Here is a 22,137-nt window from a genome sequence, read left to right on the forward strand (position 1 = left end):
CTTTTCAAAGTAAAAAAGCAAGTGAAAATTTAGTGAAAAGCATAACACAATTTAACAATCTTGTTATATTATTCTTATGCATTATCAACAAGCAAAAATATTCATAAAAACAATTAGATAAATCATGCATGCTTTTTCATTTTAATTTGGATGTTATTAACAGTTCCATATTTTTCATTAGTAAATATTTCTAACAAATTTAAAAAAGTCTGGATACTATTTTCAGGAAACACCCGTTTTTCATATCCAGACTTTTCTTTATCAAATTTTAAACAGTCGCTATATCAATTAATGTAAGCTTTTCTATATCAGTATTTTCAAGACTGGTTATCAAAGCCTCTGCCGTATCCAGAGAAGTCAGGACATTTACGCCGGTTTCAATGGCATTACGTCGAATCAGGAAACCATCCTTCGCACGTTCCACCCCTGGTGATGGAGTATCAATAACCAGGTCGATTTCATGTCCCAGAATCAAATCCAATAAGTTTGGCGATTCCTGTTCAATCTTATTAATTCGAATTGCATGTACGCCATTTTCATTTAATTTTTTGGCAGTACTTCTGGTTGCGTATATTTTATAACCGATTGCTTCAAATCTTCTTCCAATCTCTACCGCATCTTCTTTATCTGCATCCTTCACTGTCATAATCATATTCTTATATTTCGGAAGATTTATGCCTGCGCCAAGGAAAGCTTTGTAAAGGGCTTCATCGAAAGTTTTCGCAATACCCAGACATTCACCTGTGGATTTCATTTCCGGACCAAGGCTGATATCGGCACCGCGGATTTTTTCAAATGAAAATACCGGCATCTTAATTGCAATATAGTCCGCTTCCGGCTGTACTCCGGGTGTATAACCCAGATCTTTTATTTTAGAACCTAAAATTACTTTCGTAGCAAGGGTCACAATTGGAATTCCGGTAACCTTGCTGATATAAGGAACGGTACGGCTGGAACGGGGATTTACTTCAATTACATACACATCTTCCTGGCATACGATGAACTGGATATTAATTAATCCGATTACATGAAGTGACTGCGCCAGCTTTTTGGTATAATCTTCGATCTTAGCCTTTACCTTTGCATCCAGGCTCTGTGCCGGATATACAGAAATACTGTCACCGGAATGAATGCCTGCTCTTTCAATATGCTCCATGATTCCAGGGATTAAGATGTCGTCTCCATCACATACCGCATCTACTTCGATTTCTTTACCAACCAGATATTTATCTACCAGAATCGGATGTTCCTGTGCAATTCGGTTGATAATTCCGATAAACTCATCTACATCTTCATCATTAATTGCTATCTGCATTCCCTGTCCGCCCAATACGTAAGAAGGTCTTACCAGTACGGGATAACCCAGTTCATTTGCTACTTTCTTCGCTTCTTCTGCCGTAAATACGGTATGTCCTGCCGGCCTTGGAATCTGGCATTCCTCCAGAATCTTGTCAAACAGTTCCCTGTCTTCTGCCGCATCTACATTTTCTGCGGAAGTTCCTAAAATCGGAACACCCATCTTCATCAGCGCTTCCGTGAGCTTAATCGCAGTCTGACCGCCAAACTGCACCACTGCTCCGTCCGGTTTTTCAAAGCGAACAATATTTTCCACATCTTCCGGTGTAAGCGGTTCAAAATACAGTTTATCTGCAATATCAAAATCGGTACTTACCGTTTCCGGATTATTATTTACAATAATAGTCTCATAACCTTCATTTGAAAATGCCCAGGTACAATGTACGGAACAGAAGTCAAATTCAATCCCCTGTCCAATTCGAATAGGACCGGAACCTAATACCAGTACCTTTTTACGGTCTTTGGTTTCGATTGCTTCATTTTCACTTCCGAATACAGAGTAATAATAAGGTGTGGTTGCCGCGAATTCTGCTGCACAGGTATCTACCATCTTGTATGCTGCAACAATTCCGTTATCATAACGCATATCGCGGATTTCTTTCTCTGTTTTTCCGGTAAGTGCTGCAATTACATTATCCGGGAATTCAATGCGCTTCGCTTCTTCCAGTAATTCTTTTGTTAATTCCTGTCCCTTAAGCGCCTGTTCCATTTCCACTAAAATTGCAAGTTTATCAATAAACCATATATCGATCTTGGTTATATCATGAATCACTTCATAAGATACGCCCTGGCGGATTGCTTCTGCGATAACCCAGATTCTTCTGTCATCAATTTTCCCAAGCTGCTTTAACAGGTCATCCCCATGTAGATTTGAGAAATCATAAGACATTAAACTGTCCACATGCTGTTCCAGTGAGCGGATCGCTTTCATAAGTGCACCTTCAAAATTATTGCAGATGCTCATTACTTCTCCGGTTGCTTTCATCTGTGTAGTAAGTGTTCTCTTTGCACTGATGAATTTATCAAATGGAAGTCTGGGTATTTTTACAACACAATAGTCCAGCATCGGCTCAAAGCTTGCATATGTCTTTCCGGTTATGGCATTTTTAATTTCATCCAGCGTATAGCCAACTGCGATTTTAGCAGCAACCTTTGCAATTGGGTAACCGGTTGCTTTGGATGCCAAAGCAGATGAACGGCTTACTCGTGGGTTTACTTCGATAACACAATATTCAAAACTGGTTGGATGCAGTGCATACTGAACGTTGCAGCCTCCGGTGATTTTAAGCTCACTGATGATATTCAGTGCAGAGGTACGAAGCATCTGATATTCTTTATCTCCCAGCGTCTGTGACGGTGCCACTACAATACTGTCTCCGGTGTGAACGCCTACGGGATCAAGATTTTCCATATTACAAACTGTAATTACGTTTCCTGCGCTGTCACGCATTACTTCGTATTCGATTTCTTTCCATCCGGAGATACAGCGTTCTACCAGAACCTGTCCCACACGGCTTAAACGAAGTCCGTTACCAAGGATTTCAACCAGTTCTTCTTCGTTGTGGGCAATGCCGCCGCCGCTGCCGCCCAGGGTATATGCAGGTCTTAATACGATTGGATATCCAATAGTATTCGTAAATGCGATACCGTCTTCAATATTTTCTACAACCTTGGAAGCTGCAACCGGCTCTCCTATTTTTTCCATGGTACTCTTAAATTCCAGACGGTCTTCTGCTTTCTTAATGGTCATGGAAGTGGTACCAATTAATTTTACATTGTTCTTTTCAAAGAAGCCCTCTTCATCCAGCTCCATCGCCAGATTCAGTCCCGCCTGTCCGCCAAGGGTAGGAAGCACGCTGTCCGGTCTTTCTTTTAAAATCAGCTGCTTTACAACTTCTGTTGTCAGTGGTTCAATATATACTTTATCCGCAATCTGCTTATCTGTCATAATCGTAGCCGGATTAGAATTCAGCAATACAACTTCTAAGCCTTCTTCCTTCAGAGAGCGGCAGGCCTGTGTACCTGCATAGTCAAATTCTGCTGCCTGTCCAATGATAATCGGACCGGAACCAATTACTAATACTTTTTTTATCTCAGGATTTTTTGGCATTATTTTGTCACCTCCATCATTTTCATAAACCGGTCAAATAAGTATCCGGAATCTAACGGTCCCGGACAAGCTTCCGGATGGAACTGTACGGTAAAAATATTCTTACCTGTATATGCCAGCCCTTCATTTGTTTCATCATTTACATTTACAAAAGCAGGTGTAGCAACAGCCGGATCCAGATTGTCCGTATCTACTACATAACCATGATTCTGTGAAGAGATGTAAACTCTTCCTGTAGACAGGTCTTTAACCGGATGATTGCCTCCACGATGTCCATATTTCATTTTATGAGTATCTGCACCTGTAGCCAGTGCCATTAACTGATGTCCAAGACAGATTGCGAAAATCGGAATCTCAGAGTCATATAACTTCTTGATTTCTTCGATAATAGAAGTACACTCTTTGGGATCTCCAGGTCCATTGGAAAGCATGATGCCATCCGGATTGGATGCGATAATTTCCTCAGCAGTAGTCAGCGCCGGATAAACCGTCACTTCACATCCCAGCTGATTCAAAGAACGTGCAATATTTCTTTTAGCTCCTAAATCTAACAGGGCAACTTTCGGGCCATTCCCTTCCAGTACATATTTTTCCTTACAGGAAACCTTTTCCACTACTTTTCCAGTGGTATACGCTTTTAGTTTCGGAATGATTTCTTCTATCATATAATGCTCGTTTGTGGTTATCATCCCGTTCATGGTACCCTTTTCACGAAGGATCTTCGTGAGCGCTCTGGTATCAATTCCTGCAATACCGGGTATATCATGCTTTTTCAGAAATTCCTGAATCGTACCTTCACTTCTGAAGTTACTTGGGATTCTGGATAACTCACGCACGATGTAACCGTCCGGCCATGGCCTTGCAGATTCCATATCCTCATGGCAGATACCATAATTACCAATCAGCGGATAGGTCATTACCACTGCCTGTCCTGCATAAGAAGGATCTGTCAGAACCTCCAGATATCCTGTCATGGATGTATTAAATACGATCTCACTGATAATCTCCTTCTCGGCTCCGATACTGGTTCCGGTAAATACAGTGCCATCTTCTAGTATTAGAAAAGCTTTCATATGCCACCTTGCCCTTTCTTTTTCTTTTATTTATAGTAACCATTTTGTACGAACCATAACCCTTATTTCCAAAGCAATCTGTTCAAGAAAACCTTGAAAAAATACTTAAGTTCCTATCTTCGCGCAAAAAAAAAGAGAACGCCACTAAAATCTCAGGCTCCTATAGCCGCAAAATTTTGCCATGCGCTCCCCCTCGAGTCAAACTTTGAAGTCTGAATCCAAATTCAGGCTTCTTTGTATCACCACACTATAGGTTCTCAAATTGTTAAGATTCTACCATATCTTACGACACATTTCAACCTTTTTTTTGAGAAATTTTTGGAATTATTTTTTTGAAATCATTCGTATCTCTGTTTTAGCCTGAAGCTATACCGCTTTTTATACAAGATTGGTATGATTTCCGCTTATGAATTTATAAAAATTTCACTTGATTAGTGAGGGTGATCTGCGTTAAACTATAACTGTAGATTTAAAACATAACAAAGCAGAAAGGAGTGTCGATTATGGCAACGATATCTTTTACAACACCACGTGTAATACGTAATGATCAGGAAGCAGAGGCTTTGATAAAGGCTTTGGAGGAATCGGCTGCAAATCCGGTTACAGCAATTCCAACTTCAAATCTAATTCAAAAATCTGAAGAAGGCTGGGAATTTTTACGAAACTTTTTGTCAAAGTAAAAGATCTGATATGTTCTCAAATTCAAAAGATTTATCTGCATATCTCATTGGGCAAATCTCCAAAAATTTTAAATATTCACAATATCTGACGTTTATATCTATAAACGAAATATTAAATGCTGCTCAAACTATCATCCTCCCAAGCCACAAAAACATAGGCGGCCGCTTTATCTTTCTCGATTGTAAAAAAGAGAATTCTAAAGTAGCCGCCCTCTACGAAAGCAATGGATTCAAGTCTTATCTGGAAATCACCATGTCCGATGGCAGTACCTATCTTCAGATGGTTAAAATCTTCTAATAAATTTCATTATCCTAAAAGTAACCCTTTTATCAAAAACCAGACAGGCGGTACAAGCAGCGCCGGAAGCATGTTCAATGTTTTACAGTCTTTTATTTTTAGAATAGAAAGTCCTGAACTGGCAATCAGAAAACCTCCAACAATAGAAATCTCCGTCAAAAGTTCCGGAGTTAAAAAACCGCTTAAAAGTCCTGCCCCCAGATAAATACTTCCCTGCCATACAAACAATACCCCTGCTGTTATCGCCATCCCGATTCCATAAGTGGAGGCAAGAACCATAGAGGTCACAAAATCTAATGCAGCATTTGTAAATAAATAAGTATTGTCCCCGTGAAGTGCACTTTCCATAGGTCCCAAAATTGACAACGTACCAATGCAGAATAATAAAATTCCGGTAGCCAGCCCCTGCCCCAGATTACTGCTTGAAAATTTACTGGTTAACCGCGCAAACTGTCTGTCTATGCCGAGCATCGTGCCAAGCAGGCTGCCAATTGCCAGACTGATAATAAACAATACCGGGAACTGGCTTTTAGGCATGTTCTGTACGATTGCATTGATGCCAAGTCCTGCTGCAGCCAGACCCATTGCGTTAAAAAGTGCCCCCTGATATTCTTCTTTAATTCCCTTCTTAACCAGACTCCCAATCAGACTTCCAGCCAGAATCGTTCCTGTATTTACAATCGTTCCAATCATAACAAATTTATCCTCCTCATACAGACTCAAATATAAACCCTCCAGTAGATAGAGGGTCAAGTAATTTTGTATGGAATCTGCAATTCAGTTACAAATCTGGAGGAATCATTTGTCATCCCCGCATCAATCAGGGTTATTTCAACGGAATCTCCATCCGGTTCATACCCCTGCTGCTCCATATAAGACAGTAATTCAAGATAATATCTCTCTGCTGCCTGATGGGTTCCCTGAAAACGGATAGACAGATAATCCGCTTCTTTTAAAAACACGGTGTCGCCCCGGTATTCATCCTCTTGTTCCAGCAATACAAAAATCCCGGAAAACTTATCAAATCTGCGCTTCAGCAAATCTTCCCGGGATACAGAAACTCCTACCTTTCCAAGAAACATTACCGCATTTAATTTATTGTTACGCTCCAGTTCACGGATTGGATATTCCAGATCCTCACCTACCGGGATCTCTTTTCTGAGATATGCTGCTTTTCTTAACGGTATTCGCTTTTCCATTATCCGGTCATACACTGTTTCCACTGCATCCTGAATCTGAGTCAGCCTTCTCTTCAGCTTTTTCTCCACCAGATCTAATTCGCGTTTTCTGGATGCAATTTCATCCTGCTGCACTTTTAAGATATAAACCATCTGGTCAATATCCTTATTTCCAAAAAAATCTGCGATTTTCCCGATCGGCATATTGAGTGCCCTGAGATACTTTATGGTATTCAGCCGTTCAAACTGTCTGGTAGAATAGTACCGATATCCGGTAGCTGAATCTGTCAGCTCCGGTTTTAAAAGTCCAATCCCATCGTAATACCGCAAGGTACGTATATTAACATCAAATAATTTTGCAACTTCTCCAATTGTAAATAATTCTTTCATAAATGTTGTCTCTGCCTGTATAATTCTTTTAGGTCTTCTATTGCCATTCCCATATCCAATATATGAAAACCAAAATAAATTTCATTCATTATCTGTGCATCCGCCTGCTCAAAGATATCACGGCTCTTTTCTCCGGTCATAAAATGCCAGCATCGGTACAAATAACCGCTCCAATACATCACTTCATTGGTATATTTATTGCCAGCCCCTTTCAGTCCCCGGGCTTCCTGTGCCAGCAATTCCAACAGGTAAGCTTCTCCCGCCCACTGCAGTCTGTCGTAATCCTCATCTAATCCTGCCGCTGCACTGCTATTCATAAAAACTTTTATAAAATCAGGGCTGTCATATCCCATTTTTAAAGAAAGTTCAAATAATCGCCCTTGTACATTACAGATCTGGTGTTCCATCAAACTTAACTTTCTCCTCATATACGGCTGCCCCCATTCAGTATTTCATCAAAATAGCGGCCTTCCCTGCGATATTTTCTGCAGATTTCCTCCGCCCTGGTGATTTCGCCGGCACGGTTTGCTTCGCACATTTTCCTAGAATAAGCTCTTTCCTTTTCACCAATAGGAAGATTTTCAATGATCCGAATCTGCTTACAGGCGCGTTCGCTGACGGCTGCATACTGCTTATCTGCCTTAAGCGCACTCAGACTGTTCATCAATGCCACATCTGTAATCTCGCAGGAGAAAAAACGTTCCAGAACAACAAACATTCTGTCACTCACAACGTATCCGCTTATCATATCACAATCTTTTGCAATATTTTTAAACTTTTCATAATAAGGAGTCCCCTTCATGTCCTCCATTCTTCCTCTGTTTAAAGCAATCAGCATGGCCCAGTCAATACTTACCTCTAAATTCAATATCTTTAACCCCGTAAGATCTACTTTTACGGTATACATCCTTGCCTCCGGAAAATTGCAGATGAGTGACATTGGCTGACTCTGATTTGTCCCCATATAAAAACCTTTGCCGAAATCACAAAACTCACTGCTGATTGGGCGTACGGCTCCCTGAATCCCTCTTTTTGAACCATGATATAACATCAGGCTTTTTTCCGAAGTAATCACCACTGCATCCTTTTGCAGTTCATCAAAATCAATAAGATTATCTCGGCAAATCATACGAAGGCTGTTAATCGCCACTGCTGTCGGCTCACAATGTCCATTTTCCCAGCGATTCACCGTGGCAAAGCTGACGCCCAGTACTTTTGCAAGCTGAGTCTGGCTAAGCCCGGCACGCTTACGAATTTCCTTTACCATCTCAGAACTTTTCATATCCGCCCTCCACCTTGGAACATGTCCTAAAATGATTATACCCGTCTAACCACTCCGCCGCGTATGCTGCAATCGTGCAATTTCAGGAATGCAGCACCGCTACGCTCCTGAAATTACACGGTTACATCCCACACACCGTTACAATCAGACAGGCACAAGCATTTTTTCACACACTCTGATAAATTTCATATTGATATCATACCATGGTCGATTTTTGATTACAAGTCGATGTGTTCTTAACTTAGCAAAATTTTACAAAAAATATGTACATTTCAGGGATATTTTTTCTCAGAATGCAAAAACTAAATAGAAAACAAAGAAACAGGTTGAAAAATATAATAAGAAGGGAACTGCCAAAGCTACTCAACCTGTGAAATCGGCAGAATCATTTTATGATATGGTGAACTAACATGATTAACAATGAAGAACTTCCTATCGGATTTACAATGGAAATGGCCATGCATTCCGAAGTTTTAAATCGTTTTGCAGGACTCCCCAAACAAGAACAGGAAAAGATTATTAACGGTGCAAGAAACATTAACAGCCATGATGCGATGCGCAGCTATGTAGAAAATATTTTTAATAATGGTATGCAGTAAAACAATAAAAAGTTCGGGTTAATAGCACCTCTGCTTTTACCGGAACCAGTAGTTCATAAAGCTTCTGTTTCAATAATAATTCTAAAATCCAGTACTTCATCCAGCCAGAAACCCTACTGACAGTGCTGATTATTTTGTCAGTCTGCAAGGTGGAGGATGGAAGCGGAGTTGGTTCCTCCGCTGACTGACGACAACGCGGCAGATGGCAAAATAGAGTGCTGTCAGTAGGGTTTCTAGCCGGATGGAGTACTAGCTTACACTTTCTTTCGGTTTTCCATCCGGATAAATCGTTTTCATTTTTTTCATTGTCATAAAATACGCTATTCCCAGTGGTATTGCAGCTCCTATCCAGGCAAGCGGATTTGACCAGCACGCTCCGGCAAACCCCATAATTCCTGACAAACAAATTGCAGCAAAACAGCGCATAACCAATTCCATTACACCTGCAAGTGTCGGCATAAAGCTTTTTCCAAGCCCCTGTAACGTAAACCGGAAAACAAACAGCAGTGCTAATACAAAATACAGGCTTCCGTTTATGCCCAGATATACCTGTGCCAGGTTAAGTACCTCCGGTTGTCCGGGGCCTACAAATATTCCCGCAAGCTGATAACCGGCAAAGATATTTACAAGTCCCATCACGATACTAAATCCTACAGAAATCAAAGCACATTGGAATACCCCCTTACGGATACGGTCTATTCTTCCTGCACCCATATTCTGCGCTGCATATGTACCCATGGTAGTTCCAAAGGAATTCATCGGCTGTGTGGCAATACTGTCAATCTTCTGTGCCGCCGTATATGCCGCAACAGACACAGCTCCCAGTCCATTCAGAGCATATTGCAGTATTACTGCACCAATTGCTATAATGGACATCTGAAATGCCATAGGAAGGGCTAATTTCAGATGCAGGGTAACCTCCCAGGATGTCACCTTCCAGTCATCTTTTTTGGGAATCAGGAAAGTAAGCCGCTTCTTCATATACCACAGACATAATAATCCGGATACCAGCTGTGCCAGAATCGTTGCCCATGCAGCTCCTGCCACACCCATCTTAAATACCAGAATCAAAACAAAGTCCAGAATAATATTCAGTATACATGCAATGATCAAAAACAGCAGAGGCGTCTTACTGTCGCCAACCGCCCTGATAATATTCGATAACATATTAAACAGCATACATGCCGCAGTTCCTGTAAATATAATTACCAGATAACTCCAGGCATCATCAATAATCTCTGCCGGTGTCTGCATCCACTCCAGGATTGGTCTGGTCAGAGGAACCGCAATCACGGTCAGCAATATTGTAACTGCCAGGCTGATTAATGCCCCAACTGCAATACTGCGGCGAACTCCATTCTCATCAGAAGCTCCAAACCGCTGCGCCGTTACGATAGACAACCCGGCGGTAAGCCCCATTGCAAATCCCAGTATCAAAAATGTAATACTTCCCGTACACCCCACTGCTGCAAGCGCATGGACTCCAATTGTCCTGCCTACAATTAAGGTATCCGCCATGCTGTAGAACTGCTGAAATATATTTCCAATCAGCAGCGGAATTGTAAAAAACAGGATTAATTTCGCCGGTTGTCCGGATGTCATATTTTTTGTCATAGTTGCTTTCCCCCTTCATTATTTTAATGAAACACGGTCTATTATAGTATTTCGTCAAAAAAATAGAATGTAATTTCTTGTACAGTTCATGTAGTATTTTGCATACTGCCTTGCATCCCATCCAAAACCGTGTATAATAAAATTATAAAAGACCCGGAGTGATGATACATGTGCAATCAAAACTATGATATTACATACGAAGATTTAAATCCTACATTTTTATACTTCTGTACTCTGAAGCGAAATGAGGAAGAGACCAATTACCACTGCCACGACTTTATTGAGTTCTCCATCATTCTGAAAGGAGAAGGTGCACACGTGATTGATGGCGAGATTTATCCTGTAAAAGAAGGGGATTTCGTCATTTACAATCCCGGTACCTATCACCGAAGCCTGGTTACCTCTTCGGATAACCAGGCCCTGGAGTGTTTCCTGTCCTTTTCCGATGTACATTTTCAGAATCTTCCAAAAGGACAAATGCCCTTGATCAACGGAGAAAACATTATTGCCATGGATGCAATTATCAAGCAGGAAATCTTCAAAATCTGTTCTGCAATGGAAAAAGAATACCAGACCTGGAAACCGGGACGATACTTTATGTTAAAATCTTATCTGATACAGATTATTCTTTTAATCATACGGGAACAGCAGGATTCTCAAAAGATTCCGGATGGCTGTATCTTTGAATCTACGAACCGTAAATATGTCGTCAAAAAAATTATTCAATATTTTAGCCAGCACTATTCCGATAAAATATCCCTGGATCAGATCGCCCAGAATATGTATCTGAGCACTTTCTATATTTCCCGTATTTTTAAAAGTGAAACCGGAGAATCTCCGATTAACTATCTCATTAACCTGAGGATGGAAAAAGCCCGGGAATTAATTGAAACAGATGAAGCGATCAGCGTGCAGAATGTTGCCGCCTGTGTAGGATATGATGATGTATACCACTTTAGTAAATTATTTAAAAAGCATTATGGGGTGGCGCCTTCCAAATATCGTGTCGGGAAAAGATTTGAGTAGATATTGGAATGAGGTGATTGAATGGCATATACGGAACTGATTAAAAATTTTGAGCGCATACGGGATTATATGAGAGAATTCTACGTCTATGGTTTTAAGTGCAGAGAGGAGTTCGAAAAGAAAAGCAGCCGCTCATACGATAATGAACGCCGCAGAATCGAAAGCTATCTTGGTGATTACATGGGCTTTCGCCAGACTCCCGGCGGAAAAAATGTCTTTCTTTCCATTGACAGCAGAACCTGTGTGCACAATCCTCTCTATAAGGCATTAAAAGCAAAGAGCTTTACAAACGGCGATATCACTCTGCATTTTATATTATTCGATATCTTGTATAATCCGGGTATTTCTTATACTTTAAAAGAAATAACAGATAAAATTGATGCATCGTACCTTTCTTTTTTCCAATCCCCTATGCTTTTTGATGAATCTACTGTTCGGAAAAAACTAAAAGAGTACATCGAATCAGGCTTAGTAAAAGGTAAAAAACAAGGAAGGCAGATTGTGTACAGCAGAACCTGCTCTGAAGACCTGTCATCCTGGTCCGATGCATTAAATTTCTTTTCTGAAGCAGGGCTTTGCGGGGTAATTGGCAGCTTTTTACTGGATCAGACCGGTTACGAATCTGAATTTTATTCTTTCAAGCATCACTACATAGCACATGCTCTTGAAAGCGAAGTACTTTGCCAGCTTCTGTATGGGATTTCCCAAAAGCGTTTCGTAACTATCACGAACTATACAAACAGATCAGAAAATACAAACACATGGGACCTGATCCCTCTCAGGATATTCGTAAGTGTCCAAAATGGAAGACGCTATCTAATGGGCTATAGCACCAAATATCATAGGATCAATTCCTACCGTCTTGATTATATTACCGGTGTAAAACTTGGGGATATCTCAGAAAATTTTGATCAGCTGCGGGACAAACTGGCAAAGATGCAAAAATACATGTGGGGCATTTCATGTAACCGGCGGAACGCATTGGAACATGTAGAATTTACCATATATATTGGTAACGGTGAAGAACACATTTTTCATCGGCTGGAACGTGAAAAACGATGTGGAACAATACAGCGGATTGATGCTAATACCTGCCGCTTTATTGCTGATGTATATGATACCGGCGAGATGATTCCCTGGATACGTACCTTTATATGCCGGATTACTTCCATGAGCTTTTCTAACAGAACAATCGAAAACCAGTTCAAACAGGATATCAGGGATATGTATGATTTATATCAATTAGAAGAATCAGGAGGGGATACGTAGTGCTTTTTCATGAAATCTACAGTTGTTACTATCATGCAGTAGCAAATATTTTATCAGCATCAGTAAAAGGAAACCTGACTAATACGGAAATGGAAAAGATCATAAATGAAACAGCCTTTGGTGAAAGTCATTTAACCATTATACCTGCATTGAAAAATGAAGAATGGCAATTAATGGATGACTCATTACATACACCGCTGACCCACGAACCTTCCATAGGGCTTACAACCCTGCAAAAACGCTGGTTAAAAGCAGTCACCCTTGATCCCAGAATCAAACTATTTGAGATAGATTTTACGTTTTTAAAGGGTGTGGAACCACTGTTTACACCCGCAGATTATGTTGTGTTCGACAAATATAATGACGGAGATGAATATGAAGATGAAAATTATATTAAGATTTTTCATAAACTCCGCAGCGCCATGCATGCCCGTAAAAAGGTAATCATCCGGTATAACAGTCAGAAAAACAACTACAGGGCCATCATCTGTACACCTTATCAGTTCGAATATTCAGAAAAGGATGATAAATTCCGTATTCGTATTTTAGGGTGCCGGTACGCAGATATGCTCAATGTGGGCCGCATCAAAGAATGTGAAATAACAGAGGCAGAAGGGACAGCCGGCAAGAAAATCAGGAACGTCACTACAGAATTTCTGATAATGGAACTTTTTGACGAAAGAAATGCATTGGAGCGTATTATGCTTCATTTTGCTCACTTTAAAAAAGAAGCCGAACGCCTTTCCGAACATAAATACAGAATAAAAATATATTACGAGCGGGAAGATGAGACAGAATTGCTGATCCGGGTTTTATCATTTGGACCTTTTGTCAAAGTAACGGAACCGGAACACTTTGTAGGATTGATAAAAAAAAGACTGTTAATGCAGAAAAGTTGTGACCTCAAATAAGAGTTCGCAACTTTTTTTCCGTGATAAATACATAATTTTCCATTAGAATATAGTTGCAGGGTTGCTTCAGTGTGTGTGTTCTGATCTCACCACGGTGCGCCAGGTCTGCCAAAGCGTATGCCAGAGCAATGCTGCCGACAATCGCAGGTTCGAATCCTGCCCGGGAATATTCACCGGCCAAGTGGTTTTGGTGTGCTTAAAAGGCACAATCTGCTGTGCTCATTACACAGAATTTAACATTACAACATACAGACATTCCCGCAGGTAAATGCCGGATCTGCACCGTTACGTGCAAAGGTCCCTTTGCCTGCAGTGTATCAAATGCCTTGCCTGAAAAGGATACCGTTTTGCTTAATCATCGGCCAGAGCTAATGCTTACGCCCGTGACAATGTTAAACTTAATTACTCAGCCGCATTTTTTACATTGGATGTCTGTCAATCAAAGAATCATCGGGAGGTATACATATGCGCATTATTATTCAGGAAAATCAAAGAGGCCTGCTCTTTAAAAACGGAAAGTTTGTGAAATTACTGGAAGCCGGAAGATATTTCATCTTTGGCACTCAAAACATAGAAATCGTCCAGCTTGATCAGCCGCTTACATCTGAGACCTGCTCACCGGAAGTTCTGCTTCGTAATGAAAAGGTTGAAAGACAGACAGCCACTGTAGATATCGCGGATGAAGAACTGGCACTTCATTTTATAAACGGTAAATTTGAGGAAATACTAAGGCGCGGCAAATACGCATATTGGTCTGTTATTCATAAACATGAATTTACCAAAGTGTCCATCAAGGCGCCGGAGGTACCAACCGATATACCGCAGTATATTTTTAGTAAAATCCCATCATATCTATATTCTAAAATTGAAGTGAAAGAATATCAGAAAGCACTGTTATACTATGACCAGAAGCTGGTAAAACTGCTTGATGCAGGAACCTACTACTACTGGAAATGCAGTACAAAGGTTGACTACAGCATTGTAGATACCCGTCTTACCCAAATGGATATAAACGGGCAGGAAATACTCTCTCAGGATAAAGTCGCACTACGAATCAATTTCGTATGTACTTATAGGATCACAGACTACGTCAAAATATTTACAGAAATAGATAATTATGAGGAACAAATGCATGTTGCGGCCCAATTTGCACTTCGGGATTATATCAGTAAATACCGCATTGATGAGATTCTTGAAAATAAAGAGCAGATTTCTGCCTATGTCTTCGAAAAGCTAAAAGAAAAATCAAGTGAACTCTACGTAGAAATTACTGATGCCGGCGTAAAAGACATCATACTCCCCGGTGAAATCCGGGATATTATGAATACCGTACTAATTGCCGAAAAACGCGCCCAGGCAAACGTGATTACCCGCCGGGAAGAAGTCGCTTCTACACGGTCACTGCTTAATACCGCCCGGCTTATGGATGAAAATACTACACTATATAAACTCAAAGAACTTGAGTATCTGGAAAAAATCTGTGAGAACGTGGGCAATATTTCTGTTAATGGCAGCAGTGGCCTGCTTACACAGCTGACTGCTATTCTGCATGGCGGATCAGCCTCCTGACACGCTGTAGTACTACAGCGAACAGTTTCTTGAATTTGGGTTTAGCTGAGTAATGACGCTTTGTAGATGATAGGTAGTGTACGGAAAGAGAAGGGGGCCAGCCAGGACATTGATTTGGAAGGCTTACCGCAGAACTGGCATTTTCTAACCTTCCCAGAGCCCTTTTTGGCGGCACGCGGGCATTCGCTGCGAAATCCTGATGCATTTCGCAGCTCACTGCCCGCTTACAATCCGATGGGAGAAGTACTGCATTTTGCAATGCAGTACTGGTCGAATTGTATCCGCCAAAAAGGGCTCTGGGAAGGTAAGTAAATACTCAGCTCTGCTATACGCCTTCCAAATCAATGTCCTGGCTGGCCCCCTTCTCTTTCCGAGATAGCATTCGTTGATACAAAGCTGGTTTTCTCAGCGTGGTGGGACCCCGGGGTTGTGGCATGCTGAACAATATTGGCGTTAAGCAACTGATCTTGAGAACGGGATTTGTTTTATATTCTGCAATCAGAAAAGGAATAGACTTTCATCTTCTATTATGCATAAACTGTCAAAATATACTGCTCTACATCCAATAAAGAACATCCATCTACACCCAGGGAATCTATCATGCTGAGAACGAGTAACATAAAGCAACTGAACTTATCACAGTGATTTGTTTCTTCATTCCAGAAAAAGTAGCAAACTTTCATCTCCTTTTACGCTTAAATAGCCGAAACATACTACGCTGCATCCAATAAAGAACAGCCTGCCACAGCCCAGGGGGCCGACCATGCTGAGAAATTCAGCTTTGTGGCGGTAACATGAATCTCGGAAAGATGGGAGTGGGAAACTTGTATGGACGGAGGAAGCGTAGAGCAGAGCTGAGTATTTACTTAGCTTTTCGAAGTGTTTTTTGGCGGATAGTATTCGACTGGCTCCCATCGGATACTAAGCGGGTACTGAACCGAGAAATGCATCAGGATTTCTCGGTGAATACCCGCGTGCCGCCAAAAAGCGCTTCGGAAAGGTTAGAAAATACCAGTTCTGCGGCCAGCTGACGGAGTCCATACAAGTTTCCCACTCCCATCTTTCCGTACACTACCTACATCTACAAAGCGTCCTTAATCAGCTAAACCCAAATTTAAGATAAAATTGTTCGCTGTAGCACTAATATGCCTGATTCAATAAACGCATCCCCTATGCATGAAAATTCCGGCAAATTATGTCACAAAGCCCTGGACAGCACAGCTTAGCCGGAAAACAAAAAATAAAAGCGTGTCTGAAAGATATCCTTCCCTTTTTCAAACACGCTTTCACTAATTAGAGATTTTATAATGATCCTCTAAATCATCTCATAAATCATGCAATTCATTTTGCACTTCATTAACCAAATCACGGATTTAATTCTGCTATCCTGGTAACACCCACATAAATCTCCTGAATCTTATACCAGGTTCTATAATCTACTATCCCCGTCTCCGGCAGCCCAAACACATCCTGGAATACCCGGACTGCATTCTGCGTACCCTCTCCATAAATCCCATCCACTGCAATTTTAGGTATCAGCGGATATGCATTGGAAATTGCATTTAACTGTTCCTGAATCTGTCTGACTTTATCCCCGCTGGAACCAATATCCAGACTGTAACCCGGCCAGGATGAAGGAATGCCCGCAATTTCCTCTGCACTATTAATATACATACTCTGACCATAATAATTACGCAGAATCTCAATCGGTGTGTACCCCTGATCCCCCAGTGTCTTTGATCCCCACTGCGTCATCCAGTTTGGACACTGGACTCTCTGTCCATCACAATACTGTGTCAGAATAGGCTGTTTAACATTCGGCCTGGACAGATAATTACTGAACAAATCATCTACTACTTCCGAAATGCTTTCAAATATATTGCGGCCATAGATCCATTTATGGTCAAATGCTGTAGATGAGGTGATCGTAAAATCAAATCCTTTATTCCGGTACCATTCCGTATAAACCCTGTTCAAAGTAAATGACATAATAGCCAGTACATTCGCTTCAATTGTAGCTCTTGGCCAGGTCGCATAGATCTCGCTTGACGCTACATTTTTGATATAATCCTTGTAACGAATGTAGTAGTCTGTCGCTGTTGTGTCCCTTGGAGAACCATCGTGTACCACGATAAATTCAGGGATAACGACACGGCTCAGAACAATTTCCCCGATCTGATTAACAGGCTTAATTTCCGCTTCCGCGATCTTCGGCGGATAAACCCCATAGAGCGTATGTGCCGGAATTACGATTACATCAATCCCTTCATTATCAACAAGGGGGCGCAGCCGCACTTCCTGCAAAGCTGTCTGATCCGCCAGAATCTCTGTACCACTAATCGTGATTGTCTCAAATCCTTCAGCAGTAATCCGAAGTGTATACTCCGAATAAGGCTGTGTCTCTGATGGAGCAAGACTGTATTCCAGAGGCGGCGTTGCCAATTCTATAGCTGCCGTCTGTCCTGTGCTGTCTGTTTTGATTTCTTCTACTGTACTTTCCGGGTCCCCTGAATAGGAGATATCTATCGTCGCGTCTGCAACCGGCGTAGCACGCTGGTTCGACAGTACACGTATCTGTAAACGCCCCCGATCCGGGGTGTCCTGCTGCATGGCTTTGATTGTATTATTTGACATGCCTGACCTCGCAAATATCCTGTCATCTATAGTATATGCAGAAATTTAACATGTGTATACGATATTCGTTATCTGTCTGCAATGAGAGCATTTCCTGACAAAAAACCGCGTTTTTGAACTGTCTCTTAAAAATTCTTCTAAAATAGTTCCTTCACTTCTTTAATAAAAAAAGCTGCGAAATAAAGTTAATCTTCCTTTATTTCGCAGCTCTGACTTTTACACTTCTAAAATAAACAAAATACTCTGCTATAATGATCCTATATTTTTATAAACGGTGTACCAGCCTGATCACATTTACAGAATCTTCATAACATCATTAAACATAACGACTACCATCAGAACCATAAGTGCCATTAGCCCAACAAAATGTACCATTCCTTCTTTTTCCGGACTGATCCTCTTTCCCCTGATAGCTTCCAGAATTAAAAATACCAGCCTGCCGCCATCTAAAGCCGGAAGCGGGAGCAGATTCATAACCCCAAGATTGGCAGTTAATAATATGGAAATGTTCAGCATATTCAGCCAAACCAGGAAACCGCCTCCCTCTCTGGCACTCTCTTCGTATGCATCTCCAATGATCGTTACAACACCAACCGGACCCGACATATCATTGATACCCACCTGACCTCTGACAAGCATCTTCAGGCTTCCAATCGTGGTATCGATCCAATATTTCACCTCATAGGCGCTATACTTAAGAGTACTTATAGGATTGCCTTTCACTCTGGTACCTGCAGGAGCAATGCCGAATACGTATCTGCCGCTGTCCGTCTTCTCAGGTGTCATCTGAATAGTATGGCTTTCCCCATCCCGTTCAAAATCAAGCGTAACCGGTTTCCCCTGATTAAATGTAACATAATTATTGATTTCTCTGGAAACACGTATCTTCTTATTATTCATCTTCGTAATAACATCGCCTTCTTTTAGACCTGCTTCTGCCGCAGGATAACCTTTGGTAACGGCTCCTACTACAGGTGAATCATGGCCAATGCTACCAATAATAAACAATGCCAGAACAAATGCTAAAATAAAATTAAATATCGGACCTGCGGCAATAACGGAAATTCTTGCCCAAACGGATTTACTGCCAAAGGAACCATCGTCACCGGCTGCTTCATCTTCCCCAAGCATCATACAGGAACCTCCGAACGGGAGCAGTTTCAGCGAATACCTGGTCTCACCTTTTGTAGTGCTTACCAGTCTTGGACCCATACCCACTGAAAACTCTGTAACGGTAATTCCATTTAATTTCGCCAGGATAAAATGTCCCAGCTCATGAATAATAATGATAATACTAAATATTAATATAGCAATAACGATTTTCAATCTACCACCTGCTTTCAATCAATTCATAAGTTGCCTGTTCCGTAGCCAGTATCTCTTCCACAGTTGGATTCTGGATGGTCTTATGTTCCTCCATACAGTACATAATGATATCATAAATATCCAGGAAACGGATTTCCTTATGTAAAAATTTACTGACTGCACGCTCATTGGCTGCATTGAATACCGTCGGCATAGATCCGCCTGCCTTCGATGCCTGAAATGCCAGCGGCAGTCCGAGGAAAGTATCCATATCCGGTTTTTCAAAAGTAATCTGTGACAATTTCCAAAAATCCAGCCGTTCTCCGCCCAGGTACTTACGATCCGGATAATAAAGCGCATATTGTATCGGCAGCTTCATATCCGGTGTTCCCAGTTCTGCCATAATCGCTCCATCTACATATTCCACCATAGAATGGATAATACTTTGCGGCTGTATCACTACTTGTATTTTATCCAAATCTACTCCAAACAACCACTTGGCTTCCATAACTTCCAAACCTTTATTTACCAATGTTGCCGAGTCTATGGTAATTTTCTGTCCCATTGCCCAGTTTGGATGCTTCAAAGCATCTTCCAACCTGACTTTTTCCAAAAATGATTTGGTTTTTCCTCTGAATGGACCGCCTGATGCCGTCAAAAGTATTTTACCAATTCTTTTTGGATTCTCTCCGTTTAAGGACTGGAAAATCGCGCTGTGTTCACTGTCCACTGGCAAAATACGGACACCGCATTCTTTAGCTAATGGCATAATAATATGTCCTGCCGTAACCAGTGTTTCCTTATTTGCCAGCGCAATATCCTTTTTCGCCTTAATTGCTTCAATTGTAGGCAGAATTCCAATCATCCCCACAATAGCAGTGACCAGAATCTCCACCTCCGGCAGCGTGGAGATCTCAATTAATCCCTCCATGCCGCTTACAACTTTTACATCCAGATCTTTAACGGATTCTTTTAATTCCGAAGCAGATTTCTCATCCCAGACCGCAACTGCCTTTGGCGCAAATTCCCGAATTTGTTTTTCCAAAAGCACGATATTACTGCCTGCCGCCAATGCCGCTACCTGTAAGTCATTATTTTCCCTTACTACTTCTAATGTCTGGGTTCCGATAGAACCTGTTGATCCTAACACTGCTATCGTCTTCATAAAAAATCCTCTCTTGTTCTTTCTTGGAGTGTACTTAAAATATCATTGCAGCAATCTGCCCGCCCCATTAGCCAGGCACTTTTTCAAACACACTCTGATTCTTAATTAAAAAGTGTTGCTAAAAAGTAAATAACCGGAGCTGTAAATATAACACTGTCAAAACGGTCCAGTATCCCGCCATGCCCCGGTATCAGCTTGCCGTAATCCTTAATATCGTGATTTCTCTTAATTGCAGAAGCTGCCAGGTCGCCTACCATGGAAATCAATGCACCAATTCCGCAAATAACCGCATAGACTGCAATCTGATTCTGTGCCTCCAGATATTTTCCAATTACAGCAGCATAAATTGCTCCCAGAAGTGCAGCGCCGACCACTCCGCCAACTGCCCCTTCTATGGATTTTTTCGGACTTAACTTCGGAGACATTTTATGTTTCCCAATTAATACACCCACACAGTACGCACAGGTATCGCATCCCCAGGAACACAGGAAAATCAGCCACACGATAAATGCACCGTCCTGTAGATTTCTCGTCTGGAAAATATAGGACAGCATCACAGATACATAGGCAACGCCAAAAAATCCTGCCATCACCTGTTCTGCCCGATACTTCGGGAATGTAAACACATAGACAAACATAAATGCTACCAGCAGAAAAATCAGCCCTATCATACTATATGCTTCAAATCCAAAAAGTAACATGAAATAGTAACCAACAGTTCCAATATAACCTACTATTGCCAGTCCATGGTTCTGCTCGGATTCTACTTTCATTGCTCTGTAAAGTTCGTTCAAGCCGATCAACGATATCAGAAGCAAGGTAGCAAATAATACATAGCCCCCTGAAATAATCGTCAACAGCGCAATCAGTACTAACACAATACCACTTATGAGCCTCGTCACAAACATGGTTAATCCTCCTTCACGCCCCCGAAACGCCGATCTCTGCCATTGAATTTATCAATCGCTTTCATCAGTTCATTCTTATTAAATGCCGGCCACGGCACATCTGTGAAATAAAATTCCGTATATGCCAGCTGCCACATCAAATAATTGGAAAGCCGAAGTTCCCCGCTGGTTCGAATCAGAAGATCCGGATCCGGTATCCCTTTCGTATCCAGATAATCGGAAAAAACATCCTCCGTAATATCCGATACCATTACTTTTCCATCCTTACAGTCCTGTGCCAGATTGCGGATAGCACGCACGATTTCATCACGGCTTCCATAATTAATGGCAATCTGAAAATTCAGTCCCGTATTATTCTTCGATGTCTCCTGCAAAGACCGCATACTAGCCTGTAAATCCGGATCCAATGCCGAGGGATCTCCCAACATACGCACCTTCATATTATTCTTCTGAGCCGTCTTAATACAGGTCTTCGTATAGCTACGAAACAGCTTCATAAGTGATGCCACCTCTTCGCTTGGACGGTTCCAGTTCTCTGTTGAGAACAAGTACACCGTCAAATATTTGATTCCCATATTATAAGCATCTTCGCAAATAATCTCCAGATTTTTTGCTCCTCTGACATGCCCGTAATTTCTGGGCATTCCTTTGCTCTTCGCCCATCTTCCATTTCCATCCAGTATAATTGCCACATGCTGTGGTATTGCCATCTTTATTCTCCCTCCTGCGCCTATCTCACAGGACAGCCAAAACACTGCCATTTCATAGAC

General features: G+C 41.4%; 20 protein-coding genes. 7 read left to right on the top strand and 13 right to left on the bottom strand.

Annotated features, from left to right (window positions below; translation table 11 throughout):
- Nucleotides 1–268 precede the first annotated feature (268 nt).
- Nucleotides 269–3,466: a carbamoyl-phosphate synthase large subunit gene (gene carB / locus QR40_RS01160; RefSeq protein ID WP_044292980.1), complete on the bottom strand. Its 3,198-nt coding sequence runs from the start codon at nt 3,464–3,466 to the stop codon at nt 269–271.
- Nucleotides 3,466–4,539: a carbamoyl phosphate synthase small subunit gene (locus tag QR40_RS01165; protein WP_044292982.1), complete on the bottom strand. Its 1,074-nt coding sequence runs from the start codon at nt 4,537–4,539 to the stop codon at nt 3,466–3,468. Before QR40_RS01165 ends, carB begins: the two co-directional genes overlap by 1 nt.
- A gap of 503 nt (nt 4,540–5,042) precedes the next feature.
- Here QR40_RS01165 and QR40_RS31625 point away from each other — a divergent pair.
- Nucleotides 5,043–5,219, top strand: a complete 177-nt coding sequence (locus tag QR40_RS31625) for a hypothetical protein (protein WP_160295754.1) — start codon at nt 5,043–5,045, stop codon at nt 5,217–5,219.
- Between the two features lie 307 nt (nt 5,220–5,526).
- Here the strand turns inward: QR40_RS31625 and QR40_RS01175 are convergent, their stop codons facing one another.
- Genes QR40_RS01175 through QR40_RS01190 form a run of 4 tightly spaced genes read right to left on the bottom strand, consistent with a single transcriptional unit; the run spans nt 5,527 to nt 8,367 of the window.
- The gene (locus QR40_RS01175) at nt 5,527–6,240 is read right to left on the bottom strand and encodes a DUF554 domain-containing protein (protein ID WP_330373603.1); all 714 of its coding nucleotides are present in this window, start codon (nt 6,238–6,240) and stop codon (nt 5,527–5,529) included.
- 26 nt (nt 6,241–6,266) lie between these two features.
- The gene (locus tag QR40_RS01180; protein WP_044292988.1) at nt 6,267–7,085 is read right to left on the bottom strand and encodes a MerR family transcriptional regulator; all 819 of its coding nucleotides are present in this window, start codon (nt 7,083–7,085) and stop codon (nt 6,267–6,269) included.
- Complete coding sequence (locus QR40_RS01185; RefSeq protein WP_027293680.1) at nt 7,082–7,513, bottom strand: hypothetical protein; 432 nt, start codon at nt 7,511–7,513, stop codon at nt 7,082–7,084. Before QR40_RS01185 ends, QR40_RS01180 begins: the two co-directional genes overlap by 4 nt.
- On the bottom strand, nt 7,510–8,367 hold the full coding sequence (locus QR40_RS01190; RefSeq protein WP_044289307.1) for a DUF3990 domain-containing protein: 858 nt from the start codon (nt 8,365–8,367) through the stop codon (nt 7,510–7,512). Before QR40_RS01190 ends, QR40_RS01185 begins: the two co-directional genes overlap by 4 nt.
- Before the next feature lie 410 nt (nt 8,368–8,777).
- Between QR40_RS01190 and QR40_RS01195 the strand changes: the two genes are divergently transcribed.
- Complete coding sequence (locus QR40_RS01195; protein WP_027293679.1) at nt 8,778–8,966, top strand: hypothetical protein; 189 nt, start codon at nt 8,778–8,780, stop codon at nt 8,964–8,966.
- 249 nt (nt 8,967–9,215) lie between these two features.
- Here QR40_RS01195 and QR40_RS01200 read toward each other — a convergent pair whose 3' ends face one another.
- Complete coding sequence (locus tag QR40_RS01200; protein ID WP_027293678.1) at nt 9,216–10,580, bottom strand: MATE family efflux transporter; 1,365 nt, start codon at nt 10,578–10,580, stop codon at nt 9,216–9,218.
- Between the two features lie 168 nt (nt 10,581–10,748).
- Between QR40_RS01200 and QR40_RS01205 the strand changes: the two genes are divergently transcribed.
- From QR40_RS01205 to QR40_RS01230, 5 genes are all read left to right on the top strand, one after another.
- Nucleotides 10,749–11,606 carry an AraC family transcriptional regulator gene (locus QR40_RS01205; RefSeq protein WP_027293677.1) on the top strand — a complete coding sequence of 286 codons (858 nt, stop codon included), beginning with the start codon at nt 10,749–10,751 and terminating at the stop codon, nt 11,604–11,606.
- A 21-nt stretch (nt 11,607–11,627) separates the two neighbouring features.
- Entirely contained in the window at nt 11,628–12,875 is a 1,248-nt protein-coding gene (locus QR40_RS01210) for a WYL domain-containing protein (protein ID WP_044292989.1), read from the top strand.
- The gene (locus QR40_RS01215; RefSeq protein ID WP_044292990.1) at nt 12,875–13,786 is read left to right on the top strand and encodes a WYL domain-containing protein; all 912 of its coding nucleotides are present in this window, start codon (nt 12,875–12,877) and stop codon (nt 13,784–13,786) included. The genes QR40_RS01210 and QR40_RS01215 overlap by 1 nt, the downstream gene beginning before the upstream one ends.
- A 465-nt stretch (nt 13,787–14,251) precedes the next feature.
- The gene (locus QR40_RS01225; protein WP_044292992.1) at nt 14,252–15,355 is read left to right on the top strand and encodes a slipin family protein; all 1,104 of its coding nucleotides are present in this window, start codon (nt 14,252–14,254) and stop codon (nt 15,353–15,355) included.
- A 66-nt stretch (nt 15,356–15,421) separates the two neighbouring features.
- Nucleotides 15,422–15,667 (top strand): hypothetical protein, encoded by a 246-nt coding sequence (locus tag QR40_RS01230; protein WP_044292993.1) that lies wholly within the window; start codon nt 15,422–15,424, stop codon nt 15,665–15,667.
- A gap of 637 nt (nt 15,668–16,304) precedes the next feature.
- Here QR40_RS01230 and QR40_RS32410 read toward each other — a convergent pair.
- The 6 genes from QR40_RS32410 to QR40_RS01255 all read right to left on the bottom strand — a co-directional run bounded on the left by QR40_RS32410 (nt 16,305) and on the right by QR40_RS01255 (nt 22,077).
- Entirely contained in the window at nt 16,305–16,427 is a 123-nt protein-coding gene (locus tag QR40_RS32410) for a hypothetical protein (RefSeq protein ID WP_255348070.1), read from the bottom strand.
- A gap of 293 nt (nt 16,428–16,720) precedes the next feature.
- The gene (locus QR40_RS01235; RefSeq protein WP_027293672.1) at nt 16,721–17,989 is read right to left on the bottom strand and encodes a peptidoglycan-binding protein; all 1,269 of its coding nucleotides are present in this window, start codon (nt 17,987–17,989) and stop codon (nt 16,721–16,723) included.
- 294 nt (nt 17,990–18,283) lie between these two features.
- On the bottom strand, nt 18,284–19,315 hold the full coding sequence (gene rseP, locus QR40_RS01240) for an RIP metalloprotease RseP (protein ID WP_044292997.1): 1,032 nt from the start codon (nt 19,313–19,315) through the stop codon (nt 18,284–18,286).
- A 1-nt stretch (nt 19,316) separates the two neighbouring features.
- Nucleotides 19,317–20,459 (bottom strand): 1-deoxy-D-xylulose-5-phosphate reductoisomerase, encoded by a 1,143-nt coding sequence (dxr, locus tag QR40_RS01245; RefSeq protein ID WP_027293670.1) that lies wholly within the window; start codon nt 20,457–20,459, stop codon nt 19,317–19,319.
- A 101-nt stretch (nt 20,460–20,560) separates the two neighbouring features.
- A complete protein-coding gene (locus tag QR40_RS01250) occupies nt 20,561–21,367 on the bottom strand; it encodes a phosphatidate cytidylyltransferase (RefSeq protein WP_044292998.1) in 807 nt (268 codons plus the stop codon).
- 2 nt (nt 21,368–21,369) lie between these two features.
- Nucleotides 21,370–22,077: an isoprenyl transferase gene (locus QR40_RS01255; RefSeq protein ID WP_027293668.1), complete on the bottom strand. Its 708-nt coding sequence runs from the start codon at nt 22,075–22,077 to the stop codon at nt 21,370–21,372.
- Nucleotides 22,078–22,137: the final 60 nt, after the last annotated feature.

The organism is Robinsoniella peoriensis (assembly GCF_000797495.1).
GTDB lineage: Bacteria > Bacillota > Clostridia > Lachnospirales > Lachnospiraceae > Robinsoniella > Robinsoniella peoriensis.

Coding starts and splice junctions, on each gene's coding strand:
- carB (WP_044292980.1), bottom strand. CDS start 3,466: ATGCCAAAAAATCCTGAGATAAAAAAAGTATTAGTAATTGGTTCCGGT.
- QR40_RS01165 (WP_044292982.1), bottom strand. CDS start 4,539: ATGAAAGCTTTTCTAATACTAGAAGATGGCACTGTATTTACCGGAACC.
- QR40_RS31625 (WP_160295754.1), top strand. CDS start 5,043: ATGGCAACGATATCTTTTACAACACCACGTGTAATACGTAATGATCAG.
- QR40_RS01180 (WP_044292988.1), bottom strand. CDS start 7,085: ATGAAAGAATTATTTACAATTGGAGAAGTTGCAAAATTATTTGATGTT.
- QR40_RS01185 (WP_027293680.1), bottom strand. CDS start 7,513: ATGAGGAGAAAGTTAAGTTTGATGGAACACCAGATCTGTAATGTACAA.
- QR40_RS01190 (WP_044289307.1), bottom strand. CDS start 8,367: ATGAAAAGTTCTGAGATGGTAAAGGAAATTCGTAAGCGTGCCGGGCTT.
- QR40_RS01195 (WP_027293679.1), top strand. CDS start 8,778: ATGATTAACAATGAAGAACTTCCTATCGGATTTACAATGGAAATGGCC.
- QR40_RS01200 (WP_027293678.1), bottom strand. CDS start 10,580: ATGACAAAAAATATGACATCCGGACAACCGGCGAAATTAATCCTGTTT.
- QR40_RS01205 (WP_027293677.1), top strand. CDS start 10,749: ATGTGCAATCAAAACTATGATATTACATACGAAGATTTAAATCCTACA.
- QR40_RS01210 (WP_044292989.1), top strand. CDS start 11,628: ATGGCATATACGGAACTGATTAAAAATTTTGAGCGCATACGGGATTAT.
- QR40_RS01225 (WP_044292992.1), top strand. CDS start 14,252: ATGCGCATTATTATTCAGGAAAATCAAAGAGGCCTGCTCTTTAAAAAC.
- QR40_RS01230 (WP_044292993.1), top strand. CDS start 15,422: ATGATAGGTAGTGTACGGAAAGAGAAGGGGGCCAGCCAGGACATTGAT.
- QR40_RS01235 (WP_027293672.1), bottom strand. CDS start 17,989: ATGTCAAATAATACAATCAAAGCCATGCAGCAGGACACCCCGGATCGG.
- dxr (WP_027293670.1), bottom strand. CDS start 20,459: ATGAAGACGATAGCAGTGTTAGGATCAACAGGTTCTATCGGAACCCAG.
- QR40_RS01250 (WP_044292998.1), bottom strand. CDS start 21,367: ATGTTTGTGACGAGGCTCATAAGTGGTATTGTGTTAGTACTGATTGCG.
- QR40_RS01255 (WP_027293668.1), bottom strand. CDS start 22,077: ATGGCAATACCACAGCATGTGGCAATTATACTGGATGGAAATGGAAGA.